This is a genomic window from Rhizobium rhizogenes NBRC 13257 (assembly GCF_000696095.1).
Classification (GTDB): Bacteria; Pseudomonadota; Alphaproteobacteria; order Rhizobiales; family Rhizobiaceae; genus Rhizobium; species Rhizobium rhizogenes.
Genome location: NZ_BAYX01000002.1, coordinates 364,966 through 385,326 on the forward strand (window position 1 = coordinate 364,966; position 20,361 = coordinate 385,326).

Consider the following 20,361-nt stretch of genomic DNA (forward strand, 5'->3'; position numbering starts at 1 on the left):
CTCGCCCTCCTGTTCGCAAAGCTTCAGCGTGACGCAATATTGCTGGGCGCCGACGACAGACGCGCCACCACCTGTATACGTTTGAATTCGCCGCGCTTGAACGCAGCCAGGAAGCGGGCGTAATCCTTAAAGACCACGCAACCGTTCGATTCGCCGCGGCCTCCTCTGAGCATGTATGAGTGAGTGAGCAAGCCGTCGCGGCCATAGACGCGGGCACCGTTCGCGGGTGTCAGGCGCAGCGCCTGCACGCCATGGAACAGACTTTCCCTATATGTCAGGTTATAAGTTTCAGGCGGCGTCGGGCCGGTGTTTTTGCGGTCGACATAGCGGGGATTGTCACGCATGTGGCCGAGGCCCGAATGCGCCTCTAGGCGTTCGCCGCTCGGCAGATAGACGGTTCCGGCCGAGATATCGTAGATGGCGGTGCCGTTGCCGCCGCGCGGGCTGATCGCGGCAAAGGGATTGAGGAACCGCTTCGGCCGGGTCTCATCGTCGTCCGTCCTGGCGTAAGCCGTCAGATGCGCGGGCGGCGCCACGGGAACGGTGTCGTCGCTGCGGGACCTGGCGGGCGCAGCTGAGGCGACAACGGGCGCCGTTTCCACCACATGCTCCGGGCGGGCAAGCGGTATCACGCTCGGCAGGTTCGCGGCGACCGGCAAGGTCTCCGCGGCAGGCAGGTCGGTGTCCTTTGCAGGCAGCGGCACGGCATCAACCACGGCCGGCGCGCCGGCAAGGGGAGCGGCGGAGGCGATTTCAACCGGCTGCGGAGCGGCGTTTGCCGGAGCAACCGTCGGCAAGGATGCGGCGGCATATCTGACCTGCATCAGCGATTGCATGGTGTTGGCGAAGTTGAGGGCGATCACCTTGCGCAGATGGTCAATCGCGGCGGGTGAGGCGTGCATGACCGGACGGTTGCCCTTGATGATCGAGGCCGAAGCTTGCGCCAGTCGAAACTCGGAGGCCTGTTGCGCAAGGGCGCTTGCAAGCTGCGCCCGCATCGCATCGGCGGCGGTTGCCTTGGGCTGAACGACGACGTCTCTTGTCGCCGTGTATCCGGCCCCGCCGATCGGCGCGTCGGCCGGCACGCTGCTTGTGCGGCTTTGCTGGTTCACGGGCAAGGTCTGGCTCGCCAGCCGGGTCGGGCGCGTCAGATGGCTCTGCGGCACGATGAAGGCGGACGCCCTCGGCGTGAACGAATCTATCGCCGACATACCCGCGCCGGGCAGGGACAGGACCATCGATTGCGTGGTGATCAGGGTTGCGGCCACCCAGGCGAAAGCCACGACCGAAACGCCGGTGATAACTGTGCCGGGACTGATCCCGGAGGATTTTTTCCGGCGCAAAGCGGACCCGGAACGGGGATTGATGTTACCGAACGTCTCGGTCGCAAACGCCATGATACTCTTGATCCAAACTAAATACGCACCACACCGGCTCACAAAAGGGCCTATGCCGCGACGCGAAATCTGCGTCCGGACGTCACTTTGCCGGTTATCGGAAAGCATGCCGAATTATGGTAACCAATTCCTTTACGCTGGCGCGATCTTGAAAATTGCCTGACGAGCAGTGCCCATACCGCTGCGTCCCCGGAGCGGCTGATGCAGGCCGTAGGGAATGAATGTGGCGCAATTATCACAGGCAACACATTTTTTGCTTTGGTGGTGAATTTGCATGTGACAGGACAGCGCACTTGTCCACAAGGCAATCGTCAAATGCATTCGGCGGCCGGAATGAAATCCCGACCGCCGAAGATTGGAAGTGCCGCTGAGAGTCTTAGGCGCTTAGCATCAGGTCCATATTCTGGACAGCAGCGCCGGAAGCGCCCTTGCCGAGATTGTCGAGCAGGGCGACGAGATTGACCTGGGAGGTGCCGGGCGTGCCGAACACGAACAGCTTCATCGTGTCCTTACCAGCCAGCTCGACCGCATTGATGCGCGGCAGGGCGCGGCTCTCGGCAAGCGAGACGACCTGTACGACGTCCTGGCCGGCAAAGTGGCCAACAAGAGCGGCATGGATGCTTTCCATCGTCGCGCCTTCTGCAAGGTTATCGAGATGTAACGGCACCTGCACGATCATGCCCTGCGCGAACTTGCCGACCGAGGGGGAGAAGATCGGCGCGCGGTCGAGCAGCCCATGCGTGGTCATTTCCGGCACATGCTTGTGGGTCAGCGGCAGGCCATAGAGGAAATGCGGCGCGGTGATTGCGTCGGGATGATCGGCATTTTCCATCTGCGCGATCATCTGCTTGCCGCCGCCGGTGTAGCCGGAAACGGCATTGACGGTCACCGGATAGCCGTCCGGCAGGATGCCGGCGGCCCGCAGCGGCCGAATGAGGGCGACGGCGCCGGTTGGATAGCAGCCGGGATTGGCGACGAAACGCGCGCTCGTGATCTTGCCGCCCTGATCCTTGTCCATTTCGGCAAAGCCATAGGCCCAGTCCGGATGCACGCGGAAGGCAGTCGACGTGTCGATGACGCGGACATTGTTGTTGGCCGAGACCATCTTCACCGCTTCCTTCGACGCATCGTCGGGCAGGCAGAGAATGGCGATGTCGGCGCTATTCAGCATGTCTTCGCGCATGGCGGCATTGCGCCGTTCTGCTTCCGGAATGGACAGAAGCTCGACGTCGCGGCGGTCGGCCATGCGCGTGCGAATCTGCAAGCCCGTGGTTCCGTGTTCGCCATCGATGAAGATCTTCGGTGCCATGTTCTTTATTCCTGCTCTTTCAATAGGTTCAGAATGTTTCCGGACTCAGTTTGCCATGAAGTTGATTCAAAATGATAACAGCTGGTCTCAGCCTCCAGCCGCACGCCTTTCGGCGTGGAGACCGAGCATATACATCGCCACCGTCGCCCCTGCAATGGCGGTGATGTCGGCATGGTCGTAGGCCGGTGATACCTCAACGACATCGGCGCCCCTGATATCGAGCTGATGCAGCCGCTGCAGCGTCGAGAGGATCTTCGCGCTCGACGGACCGCCGGCCACCGGCGTCCCCGTACCCGGCGCATGGGCCGGATCGAGGCAGTCGATATCGAAAGTCAGATAGGTCGGCGCACCCTTGGTATGGGAGATGATAGCAGAGGCGATATCAGCGGCGCTCATATCCTCGACCTCATGGCCGTAGAGAACCCGGATGCCATAATCCTCCGGCGCATGGGTGCGGATGCCGATCTGGATGGAGCGGCCGGGATCGATCAGTCCGTCGCGGGCGGCGCGGGCGACGAAAGAGCCGTGGTCGATGCGCCTGCCGTCATCGAACCAGGTGTCCTGATGCGCGTCGAACTGCACCAGCGCCAGAGGCCCGTGCTTGGCGGCATGGGCTTTGAGGAGGGGCCAGGTGACAAAATGATCACCGCCAAGCGTCAGCAGGAAGGCGCCGCTGTCGAGGATGGCATTCGCCTGGTCTTCGATCGCGGCCGATGTTTCCTGGTGATTGCCGTAATCGAGCAGGCAATCGCCATAGTCGATCACGGACATCTCGGCGAAGAGATCGCGGTTGAAGGGATATTGCGGATCATTGTCGAAGATTGCCGAGGCGCGGCGGATTGCCTGCGGCCCGAAGCGTGTTCCCGGCCGGTTGGATGTGGCCGCGTCGAAAGGAATGCCCCAGACGACGGCATCGGCGCCTTCGAGCGATTTGGTGAAGCGGCGGCGCATGAAGGAGAGCGCGCCGGCAAAGGTCGGGTCGCTGGCCGCCGATGTCAGGCTGGTCGCTGTAAAGGCATGGTCGATCGACGTGCTCGGCACGGAGTTCTCCTACGTTTATGCTGAAAGCACAGGCTGGCTCGATGCGCGCAAGCATGCATGCCTGCAAGGCTTCAAACAGAGGGCTTTCCTGTCTCTGTTATTTACTGGCCGGAGCCGAGCATTGATAGGCCTGCTTGACGCAAGCGATTTGCGGCGTGGAGCATTCAGCTTTTCCGTCGGCAAGCGTGCAGACAGAGCATTGATCCGTGAACTCCTTGCAATCCGGATTGGCCTGTATGAATTCCTTCATGCTTTCCATCTGCGTTTGCTCTTGCGGCGTCGGCTGCGGAGCGTCCGCCGAAAGGGCAGGCGAGGTGCCCGATATTGCAAGCAGAAATGGCAGGATCAATCCAGCTATCGTCCGTGTCATCCTAAGGCTCCTCCATGGGTGATGCGCGAGTTTGCCATAAAATGCGCGCTTTGCCTGCATGGCGATGTGGTATCCGTCAAAAAAGCCCAGGAAAAACAAAAAAGGCCGGGCAGAGCCCGGCCTTTCGTCGTCGTTTCAGGTTCTCTTCTGCAGGCGCCACAAAGAGAATAGCGTGACGAGCGCCATGACGGCGCAATAGCCGGCGAGTGGCCATGCGGTATCGCCGCCGAGGATGACGACAAACAAGGTGCCGATCAGACCGACGATCAGGCTTTCGACGCAGAAATAGAGAGCGACCGCCGTTCCTGCCGTATCGCCGAAGGCTCGAAGCGCGCCGTTTGCGGTGACCGCTGTCGTAAAGACGATGCCGATTGCGATAATCCACATCGGCAGGACGAAGCTGACGAAGGAGGGAGTTAGAAACAGCTCCCCGCCGGCGAGCAGTGTTGCGCCGACGAGCAGCATCAGCATTCCCCGGGCAAGGCTGCCGGCCGTGCCCCACCGCTTGACGAAGCGTCCGGCGAAGCGCGCCGTTGCGATCATCACCAGCGCCGCCGTTGCGAAAGCAAGGCTGAAGGCGAGGCTGGAGAAACCGGCCTGATCGATCAGCACGCGCGGAGCGGTCGAGAAGAAAACGAAAAATGCGCCCATGGCTGCGCTGAAGCCTATCGTATAGGTCCAGAAGGAAGGATCTTTCAGGATTGGACGAAAGGCTGTCTTCGGCCTCGAAACGGTTACCGGACGGGTTTCATCCCATCGTAACGTCGCATTGAAGATTGCAGCGAGTGTCAGGATGCCGAGAGCCAGGAAGATGGCACGCCATCCGAAATGGTTCGCAATCAAGGCGCCGGCGATGGGACCGACCGCCGGCACGAAGGACAGCATCGAGCCCAGCAGGCTGTAGATCACGGCACCTTCCGGACGTTCGGCATAGACATCGCGAACCGTTGCAAAGGTCGCGACGAGAGCCGCGGAAGCGCCGACCGCCTGCAGCAGTCGTAGTGCCATGAAGAGGTCGGCGGAGGAGGTGCCGGCCATCAGGAAGGAGGTGGCCGCAAACAGCGCCGCACCGCCGAGGAGCACAGGACGACGTCCGGCGATATCGGAAAGCGGACCGAAGACGATCTGGCCCGCGCCGAGTATGAGCATGTAGAGGCTGAGGGTCAGCTGGACGACGGCCGGCGACGTATCGAGTGCGCGAGGCATGATCGGGACGACAGGAAGATAGATATCCATTGCCAGTGAGGTAAGGATATCGAAGGGCGCCATCAGCAGCAGCGCTGCCGGCAGGCGATAGTTCCACGTTGGGATTCTTGAAGGCATAAGTAAGCATCCGCTCAAATAATTGGATTTGGCGGCGGCCTGTCTTTTCATCACGATCAGATTGGCTGGGACAGACGCCGCAACAACAAAAAAGCTGCTGCGGCCTATCTGTCTGCTGACGGAGTGCTTCCCATCGTAAGGTCCTGTCTGAGGCCTCGATTGTTTCGGAGGTGTTACGACTATCTATCAGACATCGCCCGCATACGACAATGTATAAAAGAAAAAGGCCGGGCAGAGCCCGGCCTTTCCAAATCCGATCTCGGATAAGCGATTAACGCTTGGAGAACTGGAACGAGCGACGTGCCTTCGCACGGCCGTACTTCTTACGCTCGACAACGCGGCTGTCGCGGGTCAGGAAGCCACCCTTCTTCAGGACCGAGCGCAGGCCCGGTTCGAAGTAGGTGAGAGCCTTGGACAGGCCGTGACGAACAGCACCGGCCTGGCCGGAGAGACCGCCACCGGCAACGGTAGCAATGATGTCGAACTGGCCATCACGGGCAGCAGCGACGATCGGCTGGCGCAGGATCATCTGCAGAACCGGACGGGCGAAATATGCCGTGTAGTCCTTGCCGTTGACGATGATTTTGCCAGAGCCGGCCTTGAGCCATACGCGGGCAACTGCGTCCTTGCGCTTGCCGGTCGCGTAGGAGCGACCGAGCGAGTCAACCTTGCGGACGTGAACGGGAGCAGCTGCTTCCGATACCGTGCCGAGATCCTTCAGGGAAGAGAGATCAGCCATTATCAGGCGCTCCTTACGTTCTTCTTGTTCAGCTTGGCCACGTCGAGAACGACCGGCTGCTGCGCTTCATGGGGATGGTTGGAGCCGGCGTAGACGCGCAGGTTCTTCATCTGGCGACGGCCGAGCGGGCCGCGGGGAACCATGCGTTCGACAGCCTTCTCAACGACGCGCTCCGGGAAGCGGCCTTCGATGATCTGACGAGCGGTACGCTCCTTGATGCCGCCGGCATAACCGGTGTGCCAGTAGTAAACCTTGTCTTCGTACTTCTTGCCGGTCAGAACGATCTTGTCGGCATTGATGACGATGACGTTGTCGCCGTCGTCGACGTGCGGCGTGAAGGTAGCCTTATGCTTGCCACGCAGACGCATAGCGATGATAGAAGCGAGACGACCAACGACAAGCCCTTCGGCGTCGATGAGAATCCACTTCTTCTCCACCTCTGCAGGCTTCTGGGAGAAGGTTGCCATGTTGTATACTCTCTTTTAGGACCCCGGACCCGAAGGCATCAGGGCGTTTCTTGTTGCTTGGTTTGACGAGCGAAACACACGCCAAAAAGAAAACAGCCCGGAAAGGCTGCGATCTGGGGCGGCTTATAGAGCGAATGTATGTGAAGGTCAATATGACGGATTTCGACGCTTGTAAAAATTACCTAGAAAAATCAGCATATTAATCGTACGGTATTTATATACCACATACTTTTCGACGTCAAACCAGCTTCAGAATCAGAACGCCCGCGGCAATAATCGCGCCGGCAATGTAGCGCCAAATGCTGGATCGCTCCTTCAGAATGACCACGGAAATCACCAGCGCGAACAGGATCGAGGTTTCGCGCAATGCCGCGACGGTGGCGACGGGCGCCTTCGTCATGGCCCATAGCGCCAGGCCGTAGGATGCGATGGAACCGGCGCCGCCGATCAGGCCGCGCCACCAGTTGTAGCGGACATGAGCGGCCACGGCATTCACTCCGCGCTGCGAGATCGCCCAGGTGAACAGCAGCACGGGCGGTAGCAGCGCCATCCACAGCGTATAGGATATGGAATTGCCCGATAGCCGTGCCCCGATGCCGTCGACATAGGTATAGGTGGCGATCACCACGGAATTGGAAAGCGCGAGCTTGATGGCTGTCCGGCCGCCCTTCCGTGCCTCGAAGGCCAGCGTCATGATGCCCGCGCAGATGGTCATGATGCCGAGGATGGCTCCACCCGACAGGCTCTCCTTAAGGATGAAGCCGCTGGTCGCCGCGATGATCATCGGCGCAACGCCGCGCATCAGCGGGTAGACGAGGCCGATATCACCGGCGCGATAGGCGGCGGCCACCAGTTGGAAATAGGCGAATTGCAGGATCGCCGACGCGCCGATGAAGGGCCAGGCGGCCGAGGCGGGCAACGGCAGAAACGACAGGAAGGGCAGGGCGGTGATTGCGCCGCCGGCTGCGACCAGAGCCGCATCCAGCGATTTATCGTTGCCGGCCTTGATGATCGCATTCCAGGTCGCGTGCAGCATGGCACCGAGAAGGACGAGAGCGATGACGTCAAGAGACACGGAAACCTCGGGGGAAATAGGCTATGGCGGGCAAAAAACTTGATAATTTGTGGTTATCGCGCCGTCATTTGATCCTCAATGCATCAAAAAGCAACAGACGAGCTGTTTGTGGAACGTTGCGGCCGTATCACCGTATTTCAGACCCACGGAAATATACGGGTCTTCTCGTTTCCTGTCCGTTCCATTTCCGGCTTACAACTATAAGGCGTTTCTAATGCATGTGAGTATGAAGCGAGAACAAAAATCGGATGTCGAGTGAACGCATTGTGGCAGCTTTTGTCGATAAGTTCCCAAAGCGCTGTGAAAATATGGGAGAGGAGTAGGTTAACTAATTGGACCATGCCGCTCCGTTCGGTCATCCGTCAGACGAAGCGGGACAAGTATAGCGCAGCATGAAGGGTGGTCAGCGAAAGCGGGGGCCGCAAAATTCAAGAACAATGCCTAATCGGCGCAACTCTAGCTTTTTCTGGGAAAATCGACTAACATTCCCAACAGAGACAATAAAAAGTAATATTTATTTCGGAATAAGTGATTTTTAACCACGGTCTTTTTCTCTGAGAAATTCATGTGGTGGCATATATCGGCCGTTCGCAATCAGTTCTCATTTCCTCATGCATCATGAGTTCTTGCTAATTATCCTCTGAATGAACGGTGAACAAAAGTTGCATTTCATGAGAACGCAACCCGCCATCTGCGGGGAGCGTGACTGAAAGCGCTTTGGGCAATAACCGCAAAATCTATGCGCCAGAAACTATTTTGCGTTGCAACGGCCACCAACGGCGGCCTGACGATAGATAATGGCGGCTCCGATTCGAATCCGGGGGACGTATTCGAAAATGGAGAAAGGCCCGGAGCGATCAGATGCTTATCGGGCCGTGATTGATCCGGCGACGATGCCAATCTCGTCAGCGCCGAAAGAGAATATCGTCGTCGTCGAAGTCGCTTGACGGTCGGCAAGTATAGACGGGGCAATTGGCCCGGTCTTTGGTCGGCATGTAGTCCTGGTAGGCATAGTAACCGGCATTGCAGGCATTGCTGTCCGAGACGTAGCGATCGTAGAGCGTCATGTTGCGCACCCTCGTGGACGGATAGCGCATGATGACGGCTCGCTCACGGTTGATGACCGCCCTGGCCTCGGCACAGGTGAAAGACATGGCGTTATAGCGTGATATCGCCAGAGCCGGCGTGGCGGCCGAGGCGATCAGCAGGCTTAGCAGGATGAATTTTTTCATCGAGGCAATCCTCCCTGAAACTGTTATAATTCTTATATATACATCCAAAAGCGAAGCTTTGGCTTCTGGATTTGTGACAAAACACAAGTGTGATCGAATAGGGAGGCTCCGTGATGAACCACGACCGTTATGACGATTCCTATATCGCCGATATTCTTCTATCCGTGCGGACCATCGCGCTCGTCGGCGCATCGCCCAATCCCGAGCGCCCGAGCAACGGCGTCATGGCCTATCTGATGGCGCGGGGCTATCGCGTCATTCCGGTCAATCCCGGACAGGCCGGCAAGGAGATCCTCGGTCAATGGGTTTTCGGCCATCTGTCCGATATTCCGGAGCCGGTCGACATGGTCGATGTCTTTCGCGCCCCGGAATATCTGAGAACGGTGGTCGAGGAGACGATCATGATCGAGCCGCGCCCGCCCGTCATCTGGGGTCAGCTTGGCGTGCGGGACGATGCTGCTGCAGCGAGAGCGGAAGCTGCCGGCGTCAAGGTCATCATGGACCGCTGCCCGGCAATCGAATATCCACGGCTGGTCGCCTGACTGAGGCATAGCGCTCGACCGCGACCGTTGGCCGTTTGTCGCGCGGTATCACCGAAAGAGAGCAAGTTTTTCCTGTAAGAGGAAGAGCTTGGAAAACTTCGCGGTTACCTTTCAGATCCCGGGCGCTATGATCCCGTTGCTGCAATAACAATCTCGACGGGAGGAAAAGGCATGGCGACGAACAATCCAGGTTTCGACACACTGGCGATCCATGCGGGTGCGCAGCCGGACCCGACGACGGGTGCCCGCACGACGCCGATCTACCAGACGACCTCCTTCGTCTTTCAGGATGCGGATCATGCCGCTGCACTCTTCGGGTTGCAGCAGTTCGGCAATATCTATACCCGCATCATGAACCCGACCCAGGCGGTGCTGGAGGAGAGGGTGGCGGCTCTCGAAGGCGGCACGGCGGGCCTTGCGGTTGCCTCCGGCCACGCCGCCCAGTTGCTTGTCTTCCACGCCATCATGCAGCCGGGCGATAATTTCGTCGCGGCCAAGCGTCTCTATGGCGGCTCGATCAATCAGTTCGGCCATTCCTTCCAGAATTTCGATTGGCATGTACGCTGGGCCGACAGCGATGATCCCGCCACCTTCGAGGCGCAGATCGACGGACGCACCCGCGCCATCTTCATCGAAAGTCTCGCAAATCCCGGCGGCACCTTCGTCGATATCGCGGCCATTGCCGCCATTGCCCGCAAGCACGGCCTGCCGCTGATCGTCGACAATACCCTGGCCAGTCCCTATCTCATCCGGCCACTGGAGCATGGCGCCGATATCGTCGTGCATTCGCTGACCAAATTCATCGGCGGTCACGGCAACTCCATGGGCGGCGTGATCATCGATGGCGGCACCTTCGACTGGTCCGCCTCGGGCAACTATCCGATGCTGTCAACGCCGCGGCCGGAATATAACGGCATCGTGCTGCACGCGACCTTCGGCAATTTCGCCTTCGCCATCGCCTGCCGCGTCCTTGGCCTTCGCGATCTCGGCCCCGCCATTTCACCCTTCAACGCCTTCCTGATCCTGACCGGCATCGAGACGCTGCCGCTGCGCATGCAGCGCCATTCCGACAATGCGATTGCCGTCGCCCGCTGGCTGAAGGGGCACGACAAGGTGGCCTGGGTAAATTATGCCGGCCTCGAGGATCACCCGAACCACGCGTTGCAGCAGCGCTATTCGCCAAAGGGGGCGGGCTCCGTCTTTACCTTCGGCCTGAAGGGCGGTTATGAGGCAGGCAAGGGCTTCGTGGAGGCTCTGGAACTGTTCTCCCATCTCGCCAATATCGGCGACACCCGCTCGCTGGTGATCCATCCGGCCTCGACGACGCACAAGCAGCTCACCGACGAACAGAGGATTGGCGCCGGCGCCGGCCCCGATGTGGTGCGCCTGTCGATCGGCATCGAGGACGTCAAGGACATCATCGCCGACCTGGAGCAGGCCCTGGCGAAGGTTTGACGGGCTACAACTACTTTCTCGGTTCACGGCCTCCAGGAGATCTCAATTTCGTTACAATTGGTCCGCTACAACTTTAGCGACGAATTGAAACGGTGAGCACCAGAAAACTATGACCTCAAGATTGCGCGTAGCGGTCCTCTTCGGCGGACAGTCCTCTGAACACGATGTTTCCCTCATGTCCGCCCGCAACGTCATTAAAGCAATCGATGTCGACAAATACGAGATCGTGCCGATTGTCATCCGCCGCGATGGACAGTGGCTGCTGACCGCTTTGGAAGGGGGAGCGCTGCCGGACCCGGTCGTTTATGCGGGGAGCGAAGTTTGCCTGCTGCCGGGTGGTAAGGGCCGGATTCTCGCTGTCGGCGACCCGACCGGACCGCGCGAGCTGCCGGCGATAGACATCCTGTTCCCGGTTCTGCACGGTCTCTATGGCGAGGATGGCTCCATCCAGGGCCTCGCCCGAATGGTCGGCGTTCCGTTGGTCGGCTGCGGCATCCTGGGATCGGCAACCGCCATCGACAAGGATATCGCCAAGCGCCTGCTGCGCGACGCCGGCCTGCCGGTCGCCCGTTCGATCACCGTGAGACCTGGCGATACTCTATCGTTTGAGGAGGCAGCGAGTGCCTTGGGCTCGCCCGTTTTCGTCAAGCCGGTGCGACAGGGCTCTTCCGTCGGCGTCAGCAAGGCGGCGAACGCCGAGGAATTTCGCGCGGCGCTCATCGAGGCGTTCAAGCATGACGACAAGGTGCTCATAGAAGAGTTCGTCAAGGCGCGCGAAATCGAATGCGCCGTCCTGGAGCAGACCGATGGCACGCTGTTCGTTTCCCTGCCCGGCGAGATCGTCACCGGCCAGGACCACAGCTTCTATACCTATGACGCAAAGTATATCGATGAGGATGGCGCCATAACCAGCGTTCCGGCACAATTGCCTGCCGATCTCACCCAGCATCTCCGCGAGCTCTCGCTGGACGCGTTTCGCGCATTGGGCTGCGAAGGTCTCGCGCGCGTCGATTTCTTCGTGAGGCCGGACATGAGCATGGTGGTGAACGAGGTCAATACGATGCCGGGCTTCACCAATATCAGCATGTACCCGAAGGCCATGGAAGCGACGGGGATTTCCTATCCGGCGCTCGTCGACCGGCTAATCGAACACGGGCTTGCAAGAGGCGGTCGATAGCCAGGTCTTCAGGCCTGGTGTTCCTGAACGTCGCGAAGCCAACCGAATGCGGTGCACTACGACCGAGTGTTTCCAGATCGTCATGAGGGATTTATGACAACATATTTACGATTGGATACCGACGGCATCGAGCCGGAAACGGGTGCACCGGCCGACGATCGCATCATTTCCGGAGCACCGGAATTCCGCACCTGGAATGCCGAGGAGGCCGATGGCGGGCTCTATGCGGGCATCTGGGAAGCGACGCCCGGCAAATGGAAGATCGTCTATGACGAGTGGGAATATTTCCACATCCTCTCCGGTCATTCGGTGGTAACCGCCGAGAATGGCGAGACTTTTCACCTGCGCGCCGGTGACCGGATGATCCTAAAGCCCGGCTTCAAGGGGACGTGGGAAGTCATTGAAACGACTCGCAAGGACTATGTGATCCGTCTCTGACGGCGCCTTGGATTTTGCCGCAAAGCCAGTTGAATCAAAACATGAAGACCGGTGCCGCTTCGATTGCGCGCCGGTCTTTGCCGTGCCGTCCGCGCGATAACCATTTCCATTGCCACAGGTTGTGTCACCGGGCTTTCACCAAACTGTCATCAAACTGAAACACTGCGCCTTTAGACGCATCACTGTCGCCAGGAGATTCAGGTGGGCGTTACCAACCGATGGGACACCCCGCGCCGGACTCCTGCTCGCCATCCTTTCATCACTTGAGGAAGTGAGTCTAACATGCTGAACCAGAAATTTCGTTCGCTTTGCCTGACGGCAGGCTTCATCGCTGCCATGTCCGTTTCGGCCTCGGCTGCCGACATCACAGGCGCTGGCTCGAGCTTCATCGCGCCGGTTCTGTCCAAGTGGGCTGAAGGCTACAAGGCTGCGACGAACAATGTCGTCAACTACCAGTCTGTCGGTTCGGGCGCCGGCATCAAGCAGCTCCTCGACAAGACCATCGTATTCGGCGCTTCGGACAAGCCGATGAGCGACGCTGACCTCGAGAAGAACGGCATTGCCCAGTTCCCGATGATCTCCGGCGGCATCGTCGTTTCCTATAATGTTGAAGGCGTAAAGCCGGGCGAACTCGTTCTCGACGGCAAGACGCTGTCCGACATCTTCCTCGGCAAGATCGCCAAGTGGGACGATGCGGCCATCAAGGCCCTCAACCCCGACGTCAAGCTGCCTTCCACGCCGATCTCCGTCGTTTATCGCGCCGACAGCTCGGGCACGACCTTCAACTTCACCGACTACCTGGCGAAGGTTTCGCCGGAGTGGAAGGAAAAGGTTGGTTCGAACACGGCGGTTGAATGGCCGGTCGGCTTCGGCGCCAAGGGTTCCGAAGGCGTTTCCACCACTGTCAACCAGACAGCTGGTTCGATCTCCTACGTTGAATATTCCTACGTCATCGCCAACCACATTGGTTTCGCGAAGATGAAGAATGCTGCCGGCAAGGTTATCGAGCCGAGCCTCGAGACATTCAAGGCTGCTGCTTCCAACGCCGATTGGGCCAACGCCAAGAACTTCAACCTCATCATCACCAATCAGCCGGGCGATCAGAGCTGGCCGATTGCAGCTTCGACCTGGGTTCTGCTCTACAAGAAGCCGGCCGATCCTGCTCTCAACGAAGAAGCGCTGAAATTCTTCAAGTGGTCCTATGAGCACGGACAGAAGGACGCGACCGCCCTGTCCTATCTTGCGATCCCGGAGAGTGTTGCCGCGGTTGTCGAGAAGTCCTGGACGAAGGACTTTGGCGCGAAGTAATTTGTGCTAGCTGAGAAGTTACGGCGGACAGGGCACGGCCCTGTCCGCCTTTCGTGACAGGACAAGGGGAAATCGATGGCTGACGCGACTCAGACGGCTGGCTTCCAGGCACTGGATACCAGCGCCGTCACCAGAAAATTCCGGATACAGGATCGAATTTTCTATTTTATGACGTTTGGCTCGGCTGCTCTTGTCGTGCTTCTGCTGCTGGCAATCATCGTGGTTCTCATCATCGATGCCTTGCCAACCTTCCAGGCCTTCGGGTTTTCGTTCCTCTGGGGCACGAAGTGGAGCGCTCCCGCCGATATTTATGGTGCTGTCCCTGCCGTGGTCGGTACGCTGGTGAGTTCGCTCATCGCCATGCTGATCGCCGTTCCCCTGGGCATCGGCATCGCCATCTTCCTCACGGAACTTTGCCCCGGCAGCCTGCGACGTCCGATCAGTACGGCCATCGAGCTTCTGGCCGGTATTCCCTCCATTATCTACGGCATCGTCGGCCTCTTCATTCTCGTGCCGCTGATGCAGACCTATATCCTGCCCTTCCTTATGATGACGATCGGCCAGGTGCCGGTGATCGGCCTGCTGTTCCAGCCGCCGGCGCCGGGCGTCGGCCTGTTGACGGCAAGCCTCGTGCTGGCCATCATGATCCTGCCGTTCATCACCGCGATCTCCCGCGACGTGTTCAGCACCGTGCCGCCGATGCTGCGTGAATCCGCTTACGGCACGGGCATGACCACATGGGAAGTGGCCCGCCACATCCTGATCCCCTATACACGTCGCGGCCTCGTCGGCGGCATCATGCTCGGCCTCGGCCGCGCGCTTGGCGAAACCATGGCCGTCACGTTCGTCATAGGTTCGGTCAGCCGTCTGCAATCGTCGATCATCTCGCCGTCCACCACCATTTCCGCCCAGATCGCGAACAACTTCGGCGACGCCGACGGTCTGCAATTGTCGAGCCTGATTGCGCTCGGCCTGCTCCTGTTCGTCCTTTCCTTCTGCGTGCTTGCGGTGGCGAGGTGGATGATCGGTCGCGGCAACGCGCTTTGAGGAATAAACCCATGGACAATGCAATTCGTCAGAACCTCGTCTCGAGGCGTTATGGGAAGAACCGGGTGATGATGGTCTTGTGCCTCATCGCGGCCATTCTCGGCATATTCTTTCTCAGCGTGATCCTTGGAACCCTGGTTTATCGCGGTGTATCGGCGCTCAGCCTTGACGTGTTCACCATGTCGATCCCGGCCCAGGGTTCGCGCGGTGGCCTGATCAACGCAATCTACGGAACAGTACTGGTCACGGGCTGCGCCATCCTGATCGCCGCGCCGATCGGCATTCTCGCCGCCACCTATCTGGTGGAGTATGCCAACGGCACCAAGCTTGCCGAGGCCGCCAAGTTCCTGAACGACATCCTGCTGTCCGCACCCTCGATCATCATCGGCGTGTTTGTCTACGGCGCCGTGGTCGTGCCCATGCACGGCAACTCTGCCTTCGCCGGCATCCTCGCGCTGGCGCTGATCGCCCTTCCGGTCGTCAACCGCACGACGCAGGATATGCTGTTGCTAGTGCCAAACGAGCTTCGTGAGGCGACCGCTGCGCTCGGCGCGCCGCGCTGGAAGTCCATGACGATGGTGATCTACCGGTCCGCCTGGACAGGCATCCTCACCGGCATCCTGCTGGCCATAGCCCGTATCAGCGGTGAAACTGCGCCGCTCCTCTTCACGGCCGGTTACAGCAAATTCATGAATGCAGGCCTGACCGGTCCAATCGCCACGCTGCCGGTTGCCATCAATACGCTCGCCGCCGATGCAGGCGAGGATCTCAAACAACTGGCCTGGGCCGGCGCGCTGATCATCACCGTTGCCATCCTCGCCCTCAACATCCTTGCCCGTGTCTTGAGTGGACGCCGCCAATGACGCCGCCGAACGATAGGAATGAGACCATGAACATGAGCGACAACAATTTCCAGAGCGTCAACGCACAGCCGGGGAAGGACGCCGTTTCTCAGTCGGATCTCGGCATGATCGCGAAACTTGAGGTGAAGAACCTCGATTTCACCTATCAGAACGGCCATCGCGTTCTGAAGGGTGTGAATATGAACATTCGCAAAAATGCGGTTACCGCCTTCATCGGCCCTTCGGGTTGCGGTAAGTCCACGCTGCTGCGCACGTTCAACCGGATGTATGATCTCTATCCGGGTCAGACGGTTGGGGGTGAGATCCTGCTGGACGGTCGCAATATTCTTGCCAAGGACGTCGATCTGAACGATTTGCGCGCCAAGGTCGGCATGGTGTTCCAGAAGCCCACGCCGTTCCCGATGTCGATCTATGAAAACGTCGCTTTCGGCATCCGGCTCTACGAGAAGATTTCCAAGGCGGAAATGGACGCCCGCGTCGAAGCGGCGCTGACGGAAACAGCCTTATGGAGCGAAGTGAAGGAAAAGCTGCACCAGAGCGGACTTGGCCTTTCCGGCGGTCAGCAGCAGCGCCTCTGCATCGCCCGTGCCATCGCCTTGCGTCCGGAAGTCCTGCTCCTCGACGAGCCGACCTCGGCGCTTGACCCGATCTCGACCGCCAAGATCGAGGAGCTGGTATCTCAGCTGAAGGGCGAGTTCACCATCGTCATCGTGACGCACAACATGCAGCAGGCAAGCCGCATCTCCGACAGCACCGCCTTCATGTATCTGGGCGATCTGATCGAATACGGCCCGACCGAGCAGATCTTCCAGGCGCCGAAGGTGAAGCGCACGGAAGACTACATCACCGGCCGTTACGGCTGATACGACAAAAGCGGGTATCGCCCGCTGCCGGCAATTTTGCGATGGCGCGCCCGCTTGGCGCGCCATTTTTCGTTTTGGGGCATGATCGAGCGAACCGACAGGCTCGCGCCCGCCAAGCTCACCAGCTCAGTTCGAGCTTGTCGAGGCCGTGGAAGTGATAGACGTCCTTGACCTCGGGCGTCTTCTGAAGCTTCAGGCCGGGCAGGCGCTCGAACAGGATCGGCAGCACCACGTTCAGCTCCAGTCGAGCCAGCGGCGCGCCTATGCAGAAATGGATGCCGGCCCCGAAGGAGAGGTTCGGCGCTTCATTGCGGTCGGGCTTGAAGGTGAGGGGATCGGAGAATTTCTTGGGGTCCAGATTGGCGGCGGCGAGAATCATCGCCACCTTGTCGCCGCGCTGGAAGGAGACGCCGTCTATTTCCGTCGGCTCCAGGCACCAGCGGTCGAAGATATGCACCGGCGCGCAGATGCGCAGCGTCTCTTCCACGGTGCGCTCGGTCGTTGCCTCGTCCTTGAAAAGTGCCGATGGCGCATAGCCGCTTTCGAGGATGACGCGGACGGAATTGCCGATCTGATGCACGGTCGCCTCGTGCCCGGCGTTCAGCAGCACGATCGTCGTCGACACCAGCTCGTCCTCGGTCAGATACTGGCTCTTATGCTCGGTAGTGATCATATGCGTCAGGAGATCGTCGCGCGGATTGGCGCGGCGTTCGCGGATGACGGATTTCACATAGTCGGAGAATTCCTTCGCCGCCTGATCCGCTGCGTCCTCATCCTCGCGCGTGCGGCCGAACATGTACATGCGGACATAGGCATGCGACCACTTCAAGAGTTGTGGCCCCATCTCCTCCGGGATACCGATCATCCGCGCGATCATGGTGACGGGGATGATATCGGCAAAGGCCGAGAGCAGCTCCACTTCGCCGTTCTTCTCGAATTTATCGATCAGCCGATTGGCCAGCTCAGCCAGCTCCGGCTTCATTTTCTCGACATGGCGGGAGACGAAGGCGCGGTTGACGAGGGTGCGAAGTCGCGTGTGTTCCGGTGGCTCGATTTCGAGCAGAGAATGTTGTTCGGAGAGATCGAAATTTTTCAGGTGTGGCAGCGGCGCGGGCATGCCGAGCTCTTCGCGGTTGGCGATATGCAGGATCTGCCGGCCGAAGCGGCGGTCGCGCAGCAGCCCGTTCACATGGTCGTAGCCGATGAAATACCATCGCCTCTGCTCTTCCCAATAGAATGTGGGACATTCGGCATGCAAGGCGGCGTAGACCGCGTTCGGGTTGCTGTAGAAAGCGGGATCGCGGCCGTTGAGGGAGAGGCGGCGCGAGACGGGATCGATGGAGAAGACGGAAGATATGGTCATGACGAGAGGATTATCGGAATAAATCGAATGGGAAAAGACCGTTACATCTGGGCGAGCGTACCGAGACGACGGAGCGCATGAATCTGGTCGTCGAGCGTCGGCACCAGTTCGCCGCCGTTCGGATCCGGCGGCATGTCGGTCGCCGTCGACGCTTCCGCCTCGCCGAAGACGACGGTGCAGTTGCGGCCCGCGCGTTTGGCGGCATAAAGCGCCCGATCGGCGGCGGAAACGAGCCGGTCCCAATTAGCGCTGCCGCAGGGCATGATCGCCAGCCCGACGCTGACCGTCGCCGATACGAACGATTGGCCGGCAAGCAGCGGCGCACGGCAGACTTCCGCACGGACCGTCTCGGCGATCGCCTCGGCCTCGGCCTGATCGGCGACTGGGATGAAGGCGATGAATTCCTCGCCGCCCATGCGGCCGAATGCGCCGCTTTCGGGTATGAACTGCCGACCGATGCGGGCAAATTCGGCAAGCACGGTGTCGCCGGTCTGATGGCCATAACGATCGTTGATCGCCTTGAAGTGGTCGAGATCGAACAGCAGCACGGCAATCTTGTGCGAACCCCTTGCTGCCTTTTTGACGACAAGGGGCAAATAATCCTGCAGGCCGCGCCGGTTCAGGACGCCCGTCAGCATGTCCGTGATCGAAATCGTTCGCCAGTGCCGCTCGGCGCGCTCCATCAGCAACCGGCCGCTGAGCGCAATGGCCGTAGTGATCAGCAACGCATATCCAAGGGCGGAATAGCCGCGATAGATCAACGCCTCTTCGAAGCTCGGTCTGAGAAGTATCATCGACATGGAGGAGATGAGGCAGGCGCAGGCGAGAGCCATCAACACGAGACCAAGCAGACCGCGTGTTGCCTCGCGCCGGCCTTCCGCCGGGCGCACTGCGCGAGCCATCAGCATCGCACCGACAGCGCCCGCCAGGTCATACAGGAAGACTCGGTTGGCATAGCTCTCATGGATCCATGGCAGCCCGATGCCGGCGATCCAGATCGCCGGTGGCAGCAGCGACGACCACTGGAGCTTGCGCTTGTCCATCCGGTGAAACCCAGCGATCCAGGCGCTCTCGCCGAGGAGAGCGATCCCATTGCCGAATTCGATCGACAGTGGATCCGGAATGAGGCCACGCGCCGCCACGAGACCGAACCCGACGGCGCTGAAGGCGAAGCCCAGCGCCCACATCAGATAGGCCGGCATCTGGCGATTGTGCCGCCAGGCGAGAAAAAGCACGGCAGCGAGCGTGATCGCTTCCGAGCACCAGATGGTCAGTCCCGTGGTGATATTGAGCACGGTCGGCGTTTCTCCCTTTCCGCGGCGCGGATAGCGACGGCGTAAGGGGACAGGGCAACGCTTGCAATCGTCGCCGAGTAAGATGATGAGTTTCTTGAGCCGCTTGGTAAATTTTAGCTGCGCTTGTGGCAGGCGCTGTGCCAACATCGCCTGGATTTCACCCTTCCTTCACCTTTTGGTTGGGAAATGTGGTGGAGTACGCGTATCACGTCATCGGATCTATTGGCATCGGCGGTTGGAAACGCTTCTTCAACATCTAATGAGCATTAGGCCTTTTTGGCGTTATCCCTTCGGGCGTCTTGAAGTGTAGGGCAGGGACACTCTATGTAGGGATAAAGGATTTTATTCGATTCCCGGCGTTATCGCCGTCGGGGCAAGCTTGGTAAAGGACGCACATGAGAAATCCAGTCGATACAGCTATGGCTCTGGTGCCGATGGTTGTTGAGCAGACTAACCGCGGGGAACGGTCCTACGATATCTATTCCCGCCTGCTGAAGGAACGCATCATCTTCCTGACCGGCCCGGTCGAAGATCACATGGCGACGCTGGTCTGCGCCCAGCTTCTTTTCCTCGAGGCTGAAAACCCGAAGAAGGAAATCGCGCTCTACATCAATTCGCCGGGTGGCGTCGTGACCGCCGGTATGGCGATTTACGATACGATGCAGTTCATCAAGCCGGCAATTTCGACGCTTTGCATCGGCCAGGCTGCGTCCATGGGCTCGCTGCTGCTTGCCGCTGGTGACAAGGACATGCGTTTCGCAACGCCGAATTCCCGCATCATGGTTCACCAGCCGTCGGGCGGTTTCCAAGGGCAGGCTTCGGACATCGAACGGCATGCTCGCGACATCATCAAGATGAAGCGTCGCCTGAACGAAATTTACGTCAAGCATTGCGGCCGGACCTATGAAGAGGTCGAGCAGACGCTGGATCGTGACCACTTCATGTCCTCCGACGAGGCCAAGGATTGGGGTCTGATCGACAAGGTGCTGACGTCGCGTACCGAAATGGAAGGTGAAGCCGCTACGTGAGTTATCCACGCAGCGGTGACTTCTACGCC

Annotated in this window: 20 protein-coding genes; 9 read left to right on the plus strand and 11 right to left on the minus strand. The window is 59.6% G+C overall.

All coding sequences use genetic code 11. The features are described 5' to 3' along the window. Positions 1 to 23: 23 nt before the first annotated feature. From RRH01S_RS05780 to RRH01S_RS05820, 9 genes are all read right to left on the minus strand, one after another. Positions 24 to 1,397 carry a tlde1 domain-containing protein gene (locus RRH01S_RS05780; RefSeq protein WP_007692734.1) on the minus strand — a complete coding sequence of 458 codons (1,374 nt, stop codon included), beginning with the start codon at positions 1,395 to 1,397 and terminating at the stop codon, positions 24 to 26. A 376-nt stretch (positions 1,398 to 1,773) separates the two neighbouring features. Beyond that, entirely contained in the window at positions 1,774 to 2,706 is a 933-nt protein-coding gene (gene argC, locus RRH01S_RS05785; protein ID WP_007692732.1) for an N-acetyl-gamma-glutamyl-phosphate reductase, read from the minus strand. Between the two features lie 87 nt (positions 2,707 to 2,793). Further along, positions 2,794 to 3,747: an agmatinase gene (gene speB, locus RRH01S_RS05790; protein WP_007692730.1), complete on the minus strand. Its 954-nt coding sequence runs from the start codon at positions 3,745 to 3,747 to the stop codon at positions 2,794 to 2,796. Positions 3,748 to 3,844: 97 nt separating this feature from the next. Beyond that, positions 3,845 to 4,117, minus strand: coding sequence for a hypothetical protein (locus RRH01S_RS05795; protein WP_007692729.1), 273 nt, complete (start codon positions 4,115 to 4,117; stop codon positions 3,845 to 3,847). Between the two features lie 135 nt (positions 4,118 to 4,252). Next, entirely contained in the window at positions 4,253 to 5,440 is a 1,188-nt protein-coding gene (gene cml / locus RRH01S_RS05800) for a CmlA/FloR family chloramphenicol efflux MFS transporter (RefSeq protein ID WP_007692727.1), read from the minus strand. A 271-nt stretch (positions 5,441 to 5,711) separates the two neighbouring features. Then, entirely contained in the window at positions 5,712 to 6,179 is a 468-nt protein-coding gene (gene rpsI / locus RRH01S_RS05805; protein WP_007692725.1) for a 30S ribosomal protein S9, read from the minus strand. Between the two features lie 2 nt (positions 6,180 to 6,181). Beyond that, positions 6,182 to 6,646 (minus strand): 50S ribosomal protein L13, encoded by a 465-nt coding sequence (gene rplM, locus RRH01S_RS05810; protein WP_007692724.1) that lies wholly within the window; start codon positions 6,644 to 6,646, stop codon positions 6,182 to 6,184. 238 nt (positions 6,647 to 6,884) lie between these two features. Further along, positions 6,885 to 7,721, minus strand: coding sequence for an EamA family transporter (locus tag RRH01S_RS05815; RefSeq protein WP_042470275.1), 837 nt, complete (start codon positions 7,719 to 7,721; stop codon positions 6,885 to 6,887). A gap of 905 nt (positions 7,722 to 8,626) precedes the next feature. Then, the gene (locus RRH01S_RS05820; protein ID WP_007692722.1) at positions 8,627 to 8,953 is read right to left on the minus strand and encodes a hypothetical protein; all 327 of its coding nucleotides are present in this window, start codon (positions 8,951 to 8,953) and stop codon (positions 8,627 to 8,629) included. Between the two features lie 113 nt (positions 8,954 to 9,066). Between RRH01S_RS05820 and RRH01S_RS05825 the strand changes: the two genes are divergently transcribed. The 8 genes from RRH01S_RS05825 to pstB all read left to right on the plus strand — a co-directional run bounded on the left by RRH01S_RS05825 (position 9,067) and on the right by pstB (position 16,646). Beyond that, positions 9,067 to 9,495 (plus strand): CoA-binding protein, encoded by a 429-nt coding sequence (locus tag RRH01S_RS05825; RefSeq protein ID WP_007692721.1) that lies wholly within the window; start codon positions 9,067 to 9,069, stop codon positions 9,493 to 9,495. 171 nt (positions 9,496 to 9,666) lie between these two features. Beyond that, positions 9,667 to 10,950 (plus strand): O-acetylhomoserine aminocarboxypropyltransferase, encoded by a 1,284-nt coding sequence (locus tag RRH01S_RS05830; RefSeq protein ID WP_007692720.1) that lies wholly within the window; start codon positions 9,667 to 9,669, stop codon positions 10,948 to 10,950. Between the two features lie 109 nt (positions 10,951 to 11,059). Further along, positions 11,060 to 12,127, plus strand: coding sequence for a D-alanine--D-alanine ligase family protein (locus RRH01S_RS05835; RefSeq protein ID WP_007692719.1), 1,068 nt, complete (start codon positions 11,060 to 11,062; stop codon positions 12,125 to 12,127). Positions 12,128 to 12,220: 93 nt separating this feature from the next. Continuing rightward, complete coding sequence (locus tag RRH01S_RS05840; RefSeq protein ID WP_007692718.1) at positions 12,221 to 12,565, plus strand: cupin domain-containing protein; 345 nt, start codon at positions 12,221 to 12,223, stop codon at positions 12,563 to 12,565. Between the two features lie 336 nt (positions 12,566 to 12,901). Further along, a complete protein-coding gene (pstS, locus tag RRH01S_RS05845; RefSeq protein WP_229202600.1) occupies positions 12,902 to 13,873 on the plus strand; it encodes a phosphate ABC transporter substrate-binding protein PstS in 972 nt (323 codons plus the stop codon). A 75-nt stretch (positions 13,874 to 13,948) separates the two neighbouring features. Further along, positions 13,949 to 14,920 (plus strand): phosphate ABC transporter permease subunit PstC, encoded by a 972-nt coding sequence (gene pstC, locus RRH01S_RS05850; protein WP_007692716.1) that lies wholly within the window; start codon positions 13,949 to 13,951, stop codon positions 14,918 to 14,920. An 11-nt stretch (positions 14,921 to 14,931) separates the two neighbouring features. After that, positions 14,932 to 15,783: a phosphate ABC transporter permease PstA gene (pstA, locus tag RRH01S_RS05855; protein WP_007692714.1), complete on the plus strand. Its 852-nt coding sequence runs from the start codon at positions 14,932 to 14,934 to the stop codon at positions 15,781 to 15,783. A gap of 104 nt (positions 15,784 to 15,887) precedes the next feature. After that, on the plus strand, positions 15,888 to 16,646 hold the full coding sequence (gene pstB, locus RRH01S_RS05860; RefSeq protein ID WP_034519485.1) for a phosphate ABC transporter ATP-binding protein PstB: 759 nt from the start codon (positions 15,888 to 15,890) through the stop codon (positions 16,644 to 16,646). Positions 16,647 to 16,764: 118 nt separating this feature from the next. Here the strand turns inward: pstB and RRH01S_RS05865 are convergent, their stop codons facing one another. Both RRH01S_RS05865 and RRH01S_RS05870 read right to left on the minus strand, forming a co-directional pair. After that, positions 16,765 to 18,009, minus strand: a complete 1,245-nt coding sequence (locus tag RRH01S_RS05865) for a cytochrome P450 (protein WP_007692712.1) — start codon at positions 18,007 to 18,009, stop codon at positions 16,765 to 16,767. Positions 18,010 to 18,050: 41 nt separating this feature from the next. Continuing rightward, entirely contained in the window at positions 18,051 to 19,304 is a 1,254-nt protein-coding gene (locus RRH01S_RS05870; RefSeq protein WP_042470475.1) for a GGDEF domain-containing protein, read from the minus strand. A gap of 395 nt (positions 19,305 to 19,699) precedes the next feature. Between RRH01S_RS05870 and clpP the strand changes: the two genes are divergently transcribed. Further along, positions 19,700 to 20,332: an ATP-dependent Clp endopeptidase proteolytic subunit ClpP gene (gene clpP, locus RRH01S_RS05875; protein WP_007692710.1), complete on the plus strand. Its 633-nt coding sequence runs from the start codon at positions 19,700 to 19,702 to the stop codon at positions 20,330 to 20,332. Positions 20,333 to 20,361 lie beyond the last annotated feature (29 nt).

What these genes read in the sequence shown, in the direction of transcription:
- RRH01S_RS05780 (WP_007692734.1), bottom strand. Translation starts at nt 1,397, where the DNA reads ATGGCGTTTGCGACCGAGACGTTCGGTAACATCAATCCCCGTTCCGGG.
- argC (WP_007692732.1), bottom strand. Translation starts at nt 2,706, where the DNA reads ATGGCACCGAAGATCTTCATCGATGGCGAACACGGAACCACGGGCTTG.
- RRH01S_RS05795 (WP_007692729.1), bottom strand. Translation starts at nt 4,117, where the DNA reads ATGACACGGACGATAGCTGGATTGATCCTGCCATTTCTGCTTGCAATA.
- cml (WP_007692727.1), bottom strand. Translation starts at nt 5,440, where the DNA reads ATGCCTTCAAGAATCCCAACGTGGAACTATCGCCTGCCGGCAGCGCTG.
- rpsI (WP_007692725.1), bottom strand. Translation starts at nt 6,179, where the DNA reads ATGGCTGATCTCTCTTCCCTGAAGGATCTCGGCACGGTATCGGAAGCA.
- rplM (WP_007692724.1), bottom strand. Translation starts at nt 6,646, where the DNA reads ATGGCAACCTTCTCCCAGAAGCCTGCAGAGGTGGAGAAGAAGTGGATT.
- RRH01S_RS05820 (WP_007692722.1), bottom strand. Translation starts at nt 8,953, where the DNA reads ATGAAAAAATTCATCCTGCTAAGCCTGCTGATCGCCTCGGCCGCCACG.
- RRH01S_RS05825 (WP_007692721.1), top strand. Translation starts at nt 9,067, where the DNA reads ATGAACCACGACCGTTATGACGATTCCTATATCGCCGATATTCTTCTA.
- RRH01S_RS05830 (WP_007692720.1), top strand. Translation starts at nt 9,667, where the DNA reads ATGGCGACGAACAATCCAGGTTTCGACACACTGGCGATCCATGCGGGT.
- RRH01S_RS05835 (WP_007692719.1), top strand. Translation starts at nt 11,060, where the DNA reads ATGACCTCAAGATTGCGCGTAGCGGTCCTCTTCGGCGGACAGTCCTCT.
- RRH01S_RS05840 (WP_007692718.1), top strand. Translation starts at nt 12,221, where the DNA reads ATGACAACATATTTACGATTGGATACCGACGGCATCGAGCCGGAAACG.
- pstS (WP_229202600.1), top strand. Translation starts at nt 12,902, where the DNA reads ATGTCCGTTTCGGCCTCGGCTGCCGACATCACAGGCGCTGGCTCGAGC.
- pstC (WP_007692716.1), top strand. Translation starts at nt 13,949, where the DNA reads ATGGCTGACGCGACTCAGACGGCTGGCTTCCAGGCACTGGATACCAGC.
- pstA (WP_007692714.1), top strand. Translation starts at nt 14,932, where the DNA reads ATGGACAATGCAATTCGTCAGAACCTCGTCTCGAGGCGTTATGGGAAG.
- pstB (WP_034519485.1), top strand. Translation starts at nt 15,888, where the DNA reads ATGATCGCGAAACTTGAGGTGAAGAACCTCGATTTCACCTATCAGAAC.
- RRH01S_RS05865 (WP_007692712.1), bottom strand. Translation starts at nt 18,009, where the DNA reads ATGACCATATCTTCCGTCTTCTCCATCGATCCCGTCTCGCGCCGCCTC.
- clpP (WP_007692710.1), top strand. Translation starts at nt 19,700, where the DNA reads ATGAGAAATCCAGTCGATACAGCTATGGCTCTGGTGCCGATGGTTGTT.